This window comes from Mycobacterium sp. NGS59 (assembly GCF_059812345.1).
Genome location: NZ_JCALCN010000014.1, coordinates 14539 through 27080 on the forward strand (window position 1 = coordinate 14539; position 12542 = coordinate 27080).

Here is a 12542-nt window from a genome sequence, read left to right on the forward strand (position 1 = left end):
CGATCCCCTCTCGTCATCGAATGCTGAGCACCTGCTTAGCACCGTGGGTGCGGTGGGGTCAAGATTCGGCCAATCCAGTGCCCGAACATGCTTGGATGACGACGTGGCAGCCATCAGTCGCAGCCGAACCATCGCCGCGCAACCTCGGCAGGTCTGGGATGTCCTGGCGGATTTCGGGAGCCTGTCTTCCTGGGCCGACGACGTCGACCATTCGTCTCTGCTCAACCAGGGCAGTGCCGGGGTGGGGATCGGCACCACCCGTCGCGTGCAGATGGGTGCGAACACGTTGGTGGAGCGCATCACCGAGTTCAGCCCGCCCGAGACGCTGACGTACGACATCGGGGGTCTGCCCGCCCGCCTGGGCGCAGTCACCAACAGTTGGTCGGTGCGCCCCGCCGGTGCGACGACGGCCGTGACCTTGACCAGCACGCTGAGGATGGGAACCCGGCCACCCGCGCGTCCGGCAGAACGCGTCTTGCTGCGCGTACTGGCCAGGCAGTCCGAGAAGCTGCTCAGGGGGCTGGCCCGACGATTGGAGAACGCGCATGTCTGACCGGCCCGACATCGTCATCCTGATGACCGACGAGGAGCGCGCCATACCGCCCTACGAGCCGGCCGAACTGCTCGCTTGGCGCCGGCAGAAGATGCCCGGTCGCCGCTGGTTCGACGAGCATGGCGTCAACTTCGCGCGCCACTACACCGGATCGCTGGCCTGTGTGCCGAGCCGGCCCACGATCTTCACCGGCCAGTATCCGGACCTGCACGGAGTCACCCAGACCGACGGCATCGGCAAGCGGTTCGACGATTCCCGGTTGCGTTGGCTGCGCGCCGGAGAGGTGCCGACGCTGGGGAACTGGTTTCGCGCGGCCGGCTACGACACGCATTACGACGGCAAGTGGCACATCTCTCACGCTGACCTGGAGGATCCGCAGACGGGCGGGTCCCTGGCCACCAACGACGACGACGGCGTCGTCGACCCGGTCGCGGTACAGCGCTACCTCGACGCGGACCCGCTGGCTCCCTACGGCTTCTCCGGCTGGGTGGGTCCCGAACCGCACGGGGCCGGCAACGCAAACAGCGGTTTCCGGCGCGACCCGTTGATCGCCGATCGCGTCGTGGCTTGGCTGACCGACCGCTACGCGCGGCGCCGGGCCGGTGACCCGAAGGCGCTGCGCCCGTTTCTGTTGGTGGCCAGCTTCGTCAACCCGCACGACATCGTGCTCTTTCCCGCCTGGGTCCGCCGCAGCCCCGTGCCACCGTCGCCGCTGGATCCGCCGCCGGTGCCGCCGGCGCCCACCGCCGAAGAGGACCTGTCGAGCAAGCCCGCCGCGCAGATCGCCTTCCGCGAGGCCTACTACTCCGGATACGGCCCGTCGCCGGCGATCAGCCGCACCTACAAACGCAACGCCCAGCGCTACCGAGACCTCTACTACCGTCTGCACGCCGAAGTCGACGCACCGATCGACCGGGTGCGCCGAGTTGTCACCGAAAACGGTTCGGAGAAAGCCGTTCTGGTGCGCACCTCCGACCATGGCGAGCTGCTCGGTGCGCACGGCGGACTGCACCAGAAATGGTTCAACCTCTACGACGAGGCCACCCGGGTGCCGTTCGTCATCGCCCGCATCGGCGAAAACCCCACCGTTGCGCGCACAGTCGAGGCTCCCACATCGCACGTCGACCTGGTTCCGACACTGCTCGGGGCGGCCGGCGTGGATGTGGAGGCCGTCGCGGCGACCCTCGCCGAGTCGTTCTCGGAGGTGCATCCGCTCCCCGGCTGCGATCTGATGCCGGTGGTGGACGGGGCGTCGGCCGATGACACGCGCGCCGTCTACTTGATGACCCGCGACAACGTGCTGGAGGGCGACACCGGCGCGTCAGCGCTGTCTCGTCAACTGGGCCGTGATGTGAATCCGCCTGCGCCCCTTCGTATCAGGCTGCCCGCTCATGTGGCGTCCAACTTCGAAGGCCTGGTGGTACGTGTCGAGGACACGGACGGCGGAGCAGGACATCTCTGGAAGCTGGTCCGCACCTTCGACGACCCGGCGACCTGGACCGAGCCCGGCGTGCGCCACCTGGCCGCCAACGGGATCGGGGGCGAGGCGTATCGCAGCGATCCGATCGACGACCAGTGGGAGCTCTACGACTTGACCACCGATCCGACGGAGACCGAAAACCGCTGGGCTGAAACCGAACTGCTCGAGCTGCGTCGGCACCTACGAATGCGGCTCAAGCAGGCACGAGCGTCATCTGTGCCGGAGCGCAACCGGCCGTGGCCGTATGCCAACCGGCAGCCACCGACGGGCGAGTCCACCGGTCTGGTGCGCCGGGTGCTGTCGCGCTTCAGGTAGCGGGCTAACCCGACGACTGGATCGACGCGAGCAGCTTGTGCGCGCGTTGGGCACGCTCGGCGTCTTGTGACATGACCTCTTCGAAAAACGAAGCGACGTCGTCCAAACCAGCGTTCTTCGCATCACGAACGTACTGCCCGTAATCGTGGCCGGCCTTCAATGAGTGGTACTGCACCGAGATCAAATCGAAAGTCACATCGTCGATTCCGGTTTCGCCAGCAGGCATATCCGTACTCCTTCACCAATCTGTGATCCGTCAGTCCTACCCGCGCGCCGGGTGCCTAAACAGTTCTCAGGACTGCAAATCCAGTGCCGCGCCGATCAACGCCAGATGACTCAGACCCTGCGGCAGATTGCCCAGAAACGAGTTGTCCTCGGGATCGATCATCTCGGAGAACATCCCGATATCGTTGCTCAGGCCAACGAGTTCGTCCATCAGCTCGCGCGCTTCGCCGTCACGGCCGACATAGTGCAGCGCCGAGACGGCCCAGAAGGAGCACGCAGTGAACGCACCTTCCCGTTCTTCACGCGCTCCGCTGTACCGGTACAAGAATGGCCCCTCGCCGAGGTGCCGGCGCAGCGCGTCGATGGTCGACGACATCCGTTGTCCCCGTTCAAATCCGCTACCAGCGTGCAACAGGATCGACGCATCCAGCTTGCCGCTGCCGGGATACCACTCATATGCGCCCAACTTCTCCGACCAGCACTTCCGCTCCACCCAGTCGCGGATCCGCTTCGCTTCACTCTCCCAACGTCGGGGGTCTCCGGGGATCTGGCCGTCCTCGGCCAGTCCGACCGCGCAACTCAAGGCGTGCCAGCAGCCGAGTTTGGATGACGTGTAGTGCTCCAACTTCTCCAGTTCCCACATACCGGCGTCAGGGTTGCGCCACGCATCGCAAGCCTGATCGGCGAAGTCGGCCAGCATGTGTCCGGTGTGCGTGTCCAGCGCATGACCGGCGTCGACGTACAACCGCACCGTGTTGAACAGGTCGGCGTAGATGCTCAGCTGCAGCTGACTGTGCGCCCCGTTACCCGTCACGACCGGGCCGATGCCCCGCCAGCCGGGCGCCTGATGCTCGATCACATCGTCGACCGTTGAGCCGTCCAACCGGTAGAAGACCCCGGTGCCGGCGGAGTGGCGGCGAACCGTGCGCAACAACCAGCTGATCGCGGCGTGTGTTTCTTCCCGAATGCCGAAGCGACGCAAGGCGTCCAGGGTGTAGGCGGTGTCGCGGACCCAGGCGTAACGGTAGTCCCAGTTCTTGCCGCCCGACATCCGTTCGGGCAAGGATGTCGTGCCCGCAGCCGCGACGGCTCCGGTGGGACTGAAGATCAGCAGCTTGAGCAGCAGCACGCTGCGACGCACGGCCTCGTGCCAGGTGCCGGTGCACTCGAACTGACTCGACCAGTTCGACCAGTGCTCGATGGTGCGGTCGAGTCCGTCGTCGATATCGTCCACGGCCGAGAGCATCAACGGTTCGTCGTCGCTGGCCACCATACCGAGTACCCTCCGCTCTCCTGCGGAGATAGTGAAGGTGCCGAACATGGCCTGATCGGTGACTTCGAATTCCATCTCTTCGGAGACGGTGACGCCGAGGTTCAGGTCCGCCAGCCGCAACACCGTCCCGTGCGGGGTTTGCCTGGCCCAAGGTGAAGCCGTATCGAAACGTGTTCCCGGCGCGACGCGCCACCGCATTGGCACCTCCCCCTCGACGCCTTCGACACGCCGCACCAGTTCGGTCCACGGCAGGCGTCCGTTCAATCCGAGGTTGAGCGCGTCGGTGACCCGGACTCGGCCCGAATCGGTGTCGAACACGGTCTCCAGAACATTCGTTTTGGGCAGATATCTACGCCGGACGGTGAACCCTACCGATGGCGCCAGTTCCAGCCGTCCGCCGTTGGCCGAGTCCAGCACCGCAGCGAACGCCGGTATCGAGTCGAGGTTGGGGATCGGGAACCAGTCGATGGCACCGTCTTGGGCGACCAATGCGATGGTGCGACCGTCCCCGATCGGCGCGTAACTACGCAGCGGGACGAAACCGTCGTCGCGGCACGGCGAATCGCTCGGCGCTGAGATGACGGGATCCAGTTCGGGTGCCGGCACGCCCTCGCGTTCCCCGATTGGCACCCGATAAACCGGGTAGCCAGGGATCCATGGCGAAGATCGGATACTTCCTGTCCTGCGAGCAGTTCGGGCCCGCGCAATTGGTCGACCAGGCCAAGCGGGCCGAAGCGGTCGGCTTCGACGCCCTGTGGATCTCTGATCATTTTCATCCCTGGAATGACGAGCAGGGGCAGAGTCCGTTCGTATGGGGAGTCATCGGTGCGCTGTCACAGGTGACGTCGCTGCCGGTCACCACCGCGGTCACCTGCCCGACCATCCGCATCCACCCGGCGATCATCGCCCACGCCGCCGCAACGGCCGCCGTCCAGCTCGACGGGCGCTTCGTCCTCGGCGTCGGCAGCGGTGAAGCACTCAACGAGCACGTCCTGGGTGATCGCTGGCCCTCGGTCGGAGTGCGGCAGGAAATGCTCGAGGAAGCCATCGACGTCATCCGGCTACTGCACAAAGGCGAGGAGGTCAGCCACCATGGCAAGCACTACGAGGTCCAGGAGGCGCGCATCTACACTCGCCCGGACGAACCGGTACCTATCTATGTATCCGGGTTTGGTCCGCAGGGCGCCGAGTTGGCCGGACGCATCGCTGATGGCTACTGCCTGGCGATGCCTGAAGCCGATCTGGTGACGGCGTTCCGGGAGGCCGGGGGTGGCGACAAGCCGGTCCAGGCAGGCACCAAGGTCAGCTGGGACCGCGACCCCGACAAGGGACTCGAGGTTGCTCACCGGCTTTGGGCCAACGAGGCGCTGCCCGGTCAGGCGGCCCAAGTTCTGCCGCGGCCAAGGGATTTCGCCGCGTTGATGTCGCTCGTGAAGCCCGAACAGGTGGGCGAGAACGTCACCTGCGGACCCGACGCGGACAAGCACGCCGCCCAGGTTCGACAGTTTTTCGACGCCGGGATCGACGAGGTGTACGTGCAGCAGATCGGACCTGACATGGAAGGGTTCTTCACGGCGTGGGAACGCGACGTCCTTCCGCAATTGCGTCAGTGAGCGACGAATTCGAGAACAACTGTTAGGTTGACGCCGTTGTCGATCGGGAGGTCGCTGATGGCGCAATCACTCGATGCGCTGATCAAGCAGGGCGAGGGTGACCAGGAGGCCGTCGACCTCGGCGACGGCATCTTCATGTCGAAGAACATCGCCAACAGTTATCTGGTCACCACATCCGAGGGCAACGTGCTGATCAACACCGGCACCGACTTCGAAGCCGCGGCGATCAAGGCCCGGTTCGAGCGCGTCAGCAACGCGCCGCTGCGGGTGATCACCTTCACCCAGGGCCACCCCGACCACGTCGGCGGCTGGGATCTGTTCAACGCAGCTGGCGTGAAAACCGTTGCGCAGGCCAACCATTCCGACGTTCGGGAATACTGGCGCAATCTGCATCCGTTCTACGCGCGCCGCATCATGACGCTGTGGGGGGCGTTCGTCGACGTGGATGCGACGGCCGTGCAGCTCCCGCCGGATCCGGTGTTGACCACCGCTTTCGTCGACAGTCATGCGTTTGAGCTCGGTGGCCGGCGCTTCGAGCTCTACGCCACCCCGGGCGGTGAGACCACCGACGCGCTGGTGGTGTGGCTGCCGACCGAGCGCACCGCTTTCATCGGCAATCTGATGGGCCCGTTCTTCGGACACGTGCCGAATCTCTACACGCTGCGCGGCGACAAGATCCGCAGCGCAATGGCTTTCATCCATTCGGTGGACCGGGTGCTCGCACTCGAGCCGCAGACGTTGGTCAATGGACACGACGTCTTCCGGGACGCCGCGCAAATCCGCGACACGATGACCAAGGTCCGCGACGCCACGGCCTACCTGCGCGACCGCACGATCGAAGGCATGAACGCCGGCGCCGATATGTGGACATTGATGCGTGAGGTGGTCTTGCCGCCCGAGCTCGCGCTCCCCCAGGTCCACGGCAAGGTGCCCTGGATCGTGCGCGCGATCTGGGAGGAGCATGTCGGCTGGTTCCGATACGAGTCGACCACCGAGCTTTACGACGTTCCGCCTTCCTCGGTGTGGCCGGATCTCGTCGAACTCGCGGGCGGCACCGGTCCGCTGATCGCACGGGCACGCGAACACGTCGAGCGCGGCCGTGCCCTGCAGGCGTTGCACCTGATCGACATCGCACTGGCCCAATCCCCCGACGATGCCGCGGCGCTCAGCGTCAAACACACTGCGCTGCAATACCTCCTGACGAGCTCGGGCCGGGAGAACTTCAGCGAGGTGCAATGGCTGGAACAAGACATCGAGCGCACCTCCCCCGACAGGGACGATCAGGCCCGACGAGCGAAATAGGTAGCGCTGCACTGCGGGCGTAGGGTGAGGACAACAACAATGAGGACGGGGCAAGCGTGGTTATCGAAAATTGGTCTGATGCGCCCGAGATCCACCCGTCGGAGATTCGGGTCGGTGACACCATCGGGACGCTGCGTCCTACCGAATGCCGATACGTGGTCAAGCTCATCAGTGGGCCACAGACAAGTCCGCGAAAATGGACGTTCTTCGGCAACGACGAATATGGACAGCAACACAACGGCACATTCCGCGACAACGATCTGGTCCGCAGGTATGCCAAGTCTTCGTGACTTCTGCTGAAAAGCGTTCGCGGGAAAGGAGCTGACTATTTCCAGGTTTTCTCTACCCGAGCAGGCGCCGGACGGTCTGACCTCGCCGGTGACAGCCAAGGTCATGAAGTATGCGGCCAAAGCGCACGTCGCGGTCTTCAAACTGACCAACGGGCGCATCGGCAAGACCTGGCGTGTCGGCGCCGGATTCCACAAACCGGTGCCCACACTGTTGCTCGAACATCGCGGCCGCAAGTCCGGCAAGTTGTTCACCACGCCGCTGGTGTATCTGCAGGACGGCGAGAACTTCGTCATCGTCGGCTCGCAGGGTGGCATGCCCAAGCATCCGCAGTGGTACCACAATCTGGTCGCCAACCCGGACACCCAGGTCCATGTGACGGGCCGGCGCAACGTGGGTGTCCGGGCGCACGTGGCGTCGCCAGAGGAGCGGGCGGAGCTCTGGCCGAAACTGCTCGATCTCTACGCCGACTTCGCGAAGTATCAGAAGTGGACCGACCGGGAGATCCCGGTCATCGTCCTTTCTCCGCGTTAGCGGTCAGCCGGAACAGCGCGCGGTCCAGCGTCGGCAGAATCTCGGTGATATCGATCTCGCCGGCCGCGAAGCGGGCCACCAAGCCGTAGGCCAGGTTGGACACGATCGGCGGCAGCTCCTCCGCCAGGTCCGCGTCGGCCCCGTCGAGCACCGCCATGGTGGCGGGCAGCACCGCGTCCAGTCCCCGACTCACCAACGACTGCCCGCCCGGCGCCGACCGCGCCCGAAAGTACGCCCGCAGCATCCCCGGATGTTCTTCCCACGGTCCGAAGATCGTGCGGAACACGCGCATCAGCCCGTCGTAGACGGATTCGTCGGGCTCAGACTCCTGGTCGGCCAAACCGGCATACCTGTTCTCATCCATCCAGGTTTGCAGTGCAGCCTGAATCAGGCTGTCCCGGTTGGGAAAACGCTTATAGATGGTGGACAGCGAGGTCCGCGCGCGCCTGGCCACCTCGCGCAATTGCACAGCGTCGTAGCCCTCGGTTTCCAGGATGTCCACGACAATGCCCAGAATGCGATCGGGGCGCCGTTCCGCCTCGCCGGCCATCACTTCAGCGCTGACCACGAATTCCCCTTGCCGTTCGTCAGTAACACGGTTACGGTACCTGGTGTAACGAGGTTACTCAACGAGGAGGACGGCATGACCGGCCGGGTTGCAGACAAAGTCGCGTTCGTCACCGGTGCGGCCCGGGGGCAGGGCCGCAGCCACGCAGTGCGGCTGGCACAGGAGGGTGCCGACATCATCGCCGTCGACATCTGTCAGGGCTTCGAGAACTCCCCCGCCCCCGCATCGACGTCTGAAGACCTCGCGGAAACCGCCAATCTCGTCAAAGGTCTCGATAGACGGGTCGTCACTGCCGAAGTCGACGTCCGCGACTACGACGCGCTCAAGGCGGCGGTAGACAACGGCGTCGAACAACTCGGCCGACTCGACATCGTCGTCGCCAACGCCGGCATCGGCACAATCGCGCCCAAGCTGCACAAGATGGACGAGAATCTCTGGCAGCAGATGATCGACGTGAACCTGAGCGGTGTCTGGAAGTCAGTGAAAGCGGCTGTGCCGCATCTACTTTCGTCTGGGGGCGGCTCCATCGTGCTGACCAGCTCGGTAGCCGGCCTCAAGGCCTACACCCACACCGGTCATTACAACGCCGCCAAACACGGAGTGGTCGGGCTGATGCGTTCGTTCGCCGTCGAGCTCGGCCCGCAGAACATTCGGGTCAATACGGTGCATCCCACCCATGTGAACACGCCGTTGCTTATCAACGAGCAGACATTCCGTTTGTTCCGGCCGGACCTGGAGAATCCCGGCCCTGACGACCTGGCACCGATCTGCCAGACGTTCCACACCCTGCCGATCCCCTGGGTCAACGTGGAGGACATCAGCAACGCCGTGCTGTTCTTGGCCTCCGACGAAGCCCGCTACATCACCGGTGTCACCCTTCCCGTCGATGCAGGAAGTTGCCTGAAATGACCGTCACCGCCGAGACCGGCGTCTACTACGACCCCTACGACGTCGATATCACCGCCAATCCGTACCCGATCTTCGCGCGCCTGCGCGACGAGGCTCCGCTGTACTACAACGAACGCTATAACTTCTGGGCGATCTCGCGGCATGCCGATGTGGAAGCCGCACTGTCGGACTGGGAAACGTTCTCCAACAGTCGAAGTGACATCCTGGAACTGATCCAGTCCAAGTTCCCGATGCCACCCGGTGTGATGATGTTCGAGGATCCGCCCAAGCACACCATGCTGCGCGGCGTCATGTCCCGAGTGTTCACGCCGCGGCGGATGGCCGCGATCGAGGACCAGATCCGCAGCTACTGCGTCCGGTGCCTCGACCCGCTGGTCGGGTCCGACGGCTTCGACATCATCGCCGAACTGGCGTCCATGATGCCGATGCGGGTGATCGGCATGCTGCTGGGCATCCCCGAAGAAGAGCAGATCGGGGTGCGCGACGCCAACGACGCCAACCTGCGCACCAAAGCCGGCACTCCCATGAAGGTTGCCAATCCCGACGCGATCGCCGACGGCCGCATCTACGCCGACTATGTGGACTGGCGCGCCAAGAACCCCTCCGACGACCTAATGACCTCGCTACTCAACGTCGAATTCGAGGACGAGAACGGTGTCACGAGAAAGCTGACGCGCAAAGAGGTGCTGCATTACACGCAGGTGGTGGCCGGCGCGGGCAACGAGACGACGGGCAGGCTGATCGGCTGGCTGGCCAAGGTACTTGCCGAGCATCCCGACCAGCGTCGCGAAATCGCCGCGGCCCGTTCGCTTTTGACCCGCGCAGTGGACGAGACGCTGCGCTTCGAGCCGACCGGACCGCATGTCGGCCGCTACACCATCCGCGATTTCGAGATGTACGGAACCACGGTGCCGGCGGGCAGCGCGATCCTGCTGTTGTTCGGTGCCGCCAATCGAGACCCGTTGCGGTACGACAATCCCGACGTTTTCGACATCCACCGCAACAACATTTCCCATCTGACGTTCGGCAAGGGCGTGCACTACTGCCTGGGTGCGAACCTGGCCCGCCTGGAGGGCCGGGTTGCGCTCGACGAACTGCTCAACCGGTGGCCCGACTGGGAGGTCGACTACGACAGCCTCAAGCTCGCGCCGACGTCGACGGTGCGCGGATGGGAGCGGTTGCGGATCCTCGTCTGAGGACCCTGGCCTCGCTCGAAGTCTCCTTGCGCCACAAGACATTCGAACCCGCCACTAGGCGTCCGCCGGCGCCTCGACACTCCGCTTGTTCGGACGCGCCGCGCCCCACAGCCCCACGCTGATCCCCAGCGCGGCCCCGCCCAGCCCGATCAGCCGCTGCGCGGGCTTCAGCTGATGATGCACGCTCAACCCGCCGAGCAGGTCGGCCGCATCCGCGCCGCCGGAGGCCAGGAACCACCCGCGCGTGTTCTTACCGCGCAGCGCCGCGGCCGCGAGCAGACCACCGATCAAGGCGTCGCGATATCCCATGGAACGCAACAACAATTGCGCTGTGGCGGTTTGGTCGTCCGGATCTCCCCACAGCTTGTTGGAGTTGACGGGATCGACGAGGAAGGAGATGCCCGACGCCAGTCGGATACTGCCCGCTATGAGTGCGGCACGATCGATCGACATGGCCGGAGCTTAGTCTGCCTCTACACCGAACCAGAAGGAGCGCAGGGGTGACGACCGTTTCGGTGCCACCCGGGCGGTGATGAGAGGGTTGGTATCCATGCAGAACCCGTTCGCAGACCCGCTACGCCGGTGGGCTCCCGGCCGTAGCCGGCGCGCGCCCGCGATCGATTCCGTCGAGGAGCTCGAGGACGACGAGACCAAGGCCACCGATGCCGCGCTCGACACCGTCGACCTACCGTCCGCCGACCCGGTGCTGTTGCTGCAGAAGATGGAGAACCGGCTGGTCCGCAACCACCTGGCCAACGACGTGTTGAGCACCGAGCAAGTGCGCAAACTCCGCTACATACTCAACTTCGCCCGACTCGCCGACTTCGAACCCGGCGCCGCGGGCCCCGGTGGCACCCGCGGACGTGGGGACGTTTCGGTGGGTGCGGAGATCGGCCCGTGGCGGTCCAGGGTCGTCGACGCGCTGTATGAACCACTGCGGGAGGAGTCGAATCCGGTCAAGGCGTTGACGGCGGCGCGGGACGTGCTGGCCGCGCTGAGTGAGGACCAGGACGACCAAAGAAAGGTCCTCATCGACCGTCACCGCAACGACTTCTCGTCCGCCGAACTCGACACGGAGCTCGGTTACAAGAAGCTCGTCACGGTCCTGGGCGGCGGCGGGGGCGCCGGCTTCGTCTACATCGGCGGGATGGAGCGACTGCTAGAGGCGGGCCAGGTACCCGACTACATGATCGGCTCGTCGTTCGGATCGATCCTGGGCAGCCTGGTGGCCCGCGAACTGCCGGTGCCGATCGAGGAGTACGTCGCCTGGGCCAAGACGGTGTCCTACCGGGCGATCCTGGGACCAGAGCGGTTGCGTAGGCGGCACGGCATGGCCGGTCTGTTCGCCCTGCGTTTCGACCAGTTCGCGCACGCCCTGCTCAGCCGCACCGACGGCGAGCGCATGCGCATGTCCGACCTGGCCATCCCGTTCGACGTGGTGATCGCCGGTGTGCGCAAGCAGCCGTACGCGGCACTGCCGTCTCGATTTCGCCGTCCCGAATTGGCCGCGTTGCAGGGGCGTTCGATTCCGTTCCGTCCCATCGGGATCGGGCCGTTGGTGGCGGCGCGTATGTGGCAGGTCTCGGCCTTCATCGACCTGCGAGTGGTCAAGCCGATCGTGATCAGCGGCGACGAGCCCGCACTGGACTTCGACGTGCTCGATGCCGCTTCGTTCTCGTCGGCCATTCCCGGTGTGCTGCACCACGAATCGAGCGACCCCCGGATGCTGCCACTACTGGACGATCTGTGCGCCGAGCGGGACGTCGCGGCGCTGGTCGACGGCGGTGCCGCCAGCAATGTTCCCGTCGAACTGGCCTGGAAGAGAGTGCGCGACGGCAAGCTGGGCAGCCGCAACGCGTGCTACCTGGCGTTCGATTGCTTTCACCCACAATGGGATTCGCGGCACCTGTGGATGGCGCCGATTCTGCAGGCGATCCAGCTGCAGATGCTGCGCAACCTGCCCTACGCCGACCACCTGGTCAGGTTCGAGCGCACCCTGTCCCCGATCAACCTGGCGCCGTCCGCCGGCGCCATCGACCGCGCATGTCGATGGGGACGCAACAGCGTCGACAAAGCGATCCCGGTCACGTCGGCACTCCTGCAACCGACGTGGTGGGCGGGCGACGCACCGGCGGCCGCGGGGACAGACCACCAGCAACGCACGAAGGGGGTTGGGTCGTCGATGAGTTCGGTGATGGCAGCCATCCAGGCACCCGGCGGACGGCTGGCGAGATGGCGGGACCGCCACCTGACCTGAAGCCCATGAACCCGCGGACTACCATGACC

At 65.2% G+C, this 12542-nt stretch carries 13 protein-coding genes; 9 read left to right on the forward strand and 4 right to left on the reverse strand.

Annotated elements, in window-relative coordinates; translation table 11 throughout:
- The first annotated feature begins 103 nt into the window (after nucleotides 1-103).
- Together AC5Y46_RS16235 and AC5Y46_RS16240 are read left to right on the forward strand one after the other, a co-directional pair.
- Nucleotides 104-553: an SRPBCC family protein gene (locus tag AC5Y46_RS16235; protein ID WP_499992182.1), complete on the forward strand. Its 450-nt coding sequence runs from the start codon at nucleotides 104-106 to the stop codon at nucleotides 551-553.
- Nucleotides 546-2348 (forward strand): sulfatase family protein, encoded by a 1803-nt coding sequence (locus tag AC5Y46_RS16240; RefSeq protein ID WP_499992183.1) that lies wholly within the window; start codon nucleotides 546-548, stop codon nucleotides 2346-2348. The genes AC5Y46_RS16235 and AC5Y46_RS16240 overlap by 8 nt, the downstream gene beginning before the upstream one ends.
- A 4-nt stretch (nucleotides 2349-2352) precedes the next feature.
- Here the strand turns inward: AC5Y46_RS16240 and AC5Y46_RS16245 are convergent, their stop codons facing one another.
- Complete coding sequence (locus AC5Y46_RS16245; RefSeq protein ID WP_499944960.1) at nucleotides 2353-2574, reverse strand: acyl carrier protein; 222 nt, start codon at nucleotides 2572-2574, stop codon at nucleotides 2353-2355.
- A gap of 66 nt (nucleotides 2575-2640) precedes the next feature.
- Nucleotides 2641-4476, reverse strand: coding sequence for a glycoside hydrolase family 15 protein (locus tag AC5Y46_RS16250; RefSeq protein WP_499992188.1), 1836 nt, complete (start codon nucleotides 4474-4476; stop codon nucleotides 2641-2643).
- A gap of 26 nt (nucleotides 4477-4502) precedes the next feature.
- Here AC5Y46_RS16250 and AC5Y46_RS16255 point away from each other — a divergent pair, with 26 nt between their 5' ends.
- The 4 genes from AC5Y46_RS16255 to AC5Y46_RS16270 all read left to right on the forward strand — a co-directional run bounded on the left by AC5Y46_RS16255 (nucleotide 4503) and on the right by AC5Y46_RS16270 (nucleotide 7583).
- On the forward strand, nucleotides 4503-5459 hold the full coding sequence (locus AC5Y46_RS16255) for a TIGR03557 family F420-dependent LLM class oxidoreductase (protein WP_499992190.1): 957 nt from the start codon (nucleotides 4503-4505) through the stop codon (nucleotides 5457-5459).
- 57 nt (nucleotides 5460-5516) lie between these two features.
- Nucleotides 5517-6761: an alkyl sulfatase dimerization domain-containing protein gene (locus AC5Y46_RS16260; protein ID WP_499944954.1), complete on the forward strand. Its 1245-nt coding sequence runs from the start codon at nucleotides 5517-5519 to the stop codon at nucleotides 6759-6761.
- 56 nt (nucleotides 6762-6817) lie between these two features.
- Nucleotides 6818-7051, forward strand: a complete 234-nt coding sequence (locus AC5Y46_RS16265; protein WP_499944952.1) for a hypothetical protein — start codon at nucleotides 6818-6820, stop codon at nucleotides 7049-7051.
- A 103-nt stretch (nucleotides 7052-7154) separates the two neighbouring features.
- The gene (locus AC5Y46_RS16270) at nucleotides 7155-7583 is read left to right on the forward strand and encodes a nitroreductase family deazaflavin-dependent oxidoreductase (protein WP_499944993.1); all 429 of its coding nucleotides are present in this window, start codon (nucleotides 7155-7157) and stop codon (nucleotides 7581-7583) included.
- On the opposite strand, the gene AC5Y46_RS16275 is transcribed toward AC5Y46_RS16270, so the two are convergent.
- Entirely contained in the window at nucleotides 7561-8133 is a 573-nt protein-coding gene (locus AC5Y46_RS16275) for a TetR/AcrR family transcriptional regulator (protein WP_499944992.1), read from the reverse strand. The two genes, AC5Y46_RS16270 and AC5Y46_RS16275, sit on opposite strands and share 23 nt — an antisense overlap.
- A 93-nt stretch (nucleotides 8134-8226) precedes the next feature.
- Between AC5Y46_RS16275 and AC5Y46_RS16280 the strand changes: the two genes are divergently transcribed.
- Both AC5Y46_RS16280 and AC5Y46_RS16285 read left to right on the forward strand, forming a co-directional pair.
- The gene (locus tag AC5Y46_RS16280) at nucleotides 8227-9060 is read left to right on the forward strand and encodes a mycofactocin-coupled SDR family oxidoreductase (protein ID WP_499944950.1); all 834 of its coding nucleotides are present in this window, start codon (nucleotides 8227-8229) and stop codon (nucleotides 9058-9060) included.
- Nucleotides 9057-10256, forward strand: a complete 1200-nt coding sequence (locus AC5Y46_RS16285) for a cytochrome P450 (RefSeq protein WP_499944948.1) — start codon at nucleotides 9057-9059, stop codon at nucleotides 10254-10256. Before AC5Y46_RS16280 ends, AC5Y46_RS16285 begins: the two co-directional genes overlap by 4 nt.
- 54 nt (nucleotides 10257-10310) lie before the next feature.
- On the opposite strand, the gene AC5Y46_RS16290 is transcribed toward AC5Y46_RS16285, so the two are convergent.
- Entirely contained in the window at nucleotides 10311-10709 is a 399-nt protein-coding gene (locus tag AC5Y46_RS16290) for a DUF4267 domain-containing protein (RefSeq protein ID WP_499944946.1), read from the reverse strand.
- A gap of 97 nt (nucleotides 10710-10806) precedes the next feature.
- Between AC5Y46_RS16290 and AC5Y46_RS16295 the strand changes: the two genes are divergently transcribed.
- Nucleotides 10807-12513, forward strand: a complete 1707-nt coding sequence (locus AC5Y46_RS16295; RefSeq protein ID WP_499944944.1) for a patatin-like phospholipase family protein — start codon at nucleotides 10807-10809, stop codon at nucleotides 12511-12513.
- Nucleotides 12514-12542: the final 29 nt, after the last annotated feature.

Excerpts from the sequence above, each read along its gene's own strand:
- AC5Y46_RS16240 (WP_499992183.1), top strand. The coding sequence starts at position 546 with ATGTCTGACCGGCCCGACATCGTCATCCTGATGACCGACGAGGAGCGC.
- AC5Y46_RS16245 (WP_499944960.1), bottom strand. The coding sequence starts at position 2,574 with ATGCCTGCTGGCGAAACCGGAATCGACGATGTGACTTTCGATTTGATC.
- AC5Y46_RS16255 (WP_499992190.1), top strand. The coding sequence starts at position 4,503 with ATGGCGAAGATCGGATACTTCCTGTCCTGCGAGCAGTTCGGGCCCGCG.
- AC5Y46_RS16260 (WP_499944954.1), top strand. The coding sequence starts at position 5,517 with ATGGCGCAATCACTCGATGCGCTGATCAAGCAGGGCGAGGGTGACCAG.
- AC5Y46_RS16270 (WP_499944993.1), top strand. The coding sequence starts at position 7,155 with ATGAAGTATGCGGCCAAAGCGCACGTCGCGGTCTTCAAACTGACCAAC.
- AC5Y46_RS16275 (WP_499944992.1), bottom strand. The coding sequence starts at position 8,133 with ATGGCCGGCGAGGCGGAACGGCGCCCCGATCGCATTCTGGGCATTGTC.
- AC5Y46_RS16280 (WP_499944950.1), top strand. The coding sequence starts at position 8,227 with ATGACCGGCCGGGTTGCAGACAAAGTCGCGTTCGTCACCGGTGCGGCC.
- AC5Y46_RS16285 (WP_499944948.1), top strand. The coding sequence starts at position 9,057 with ATGACCGTCACCGCCGAGACCGGCGTCTACTACGACCCCTACGACGTC.
- AC5Y46_RS16290 (WP_499944946.1), bottom strand. The coding sequence starts at position 10,709 with ATGTCGATCGATCGTGCCGCACTCATAGCGGGCAGTATCCGACTGGCG.
- AC5Y46_RS16295 (WP_499944944.1), top strand. The coding sequence starts at position 10,807 with ATGCAGAACCCGTTCGCAGACCCGCTACGCCGGTGGGCTCCCGGCCGT.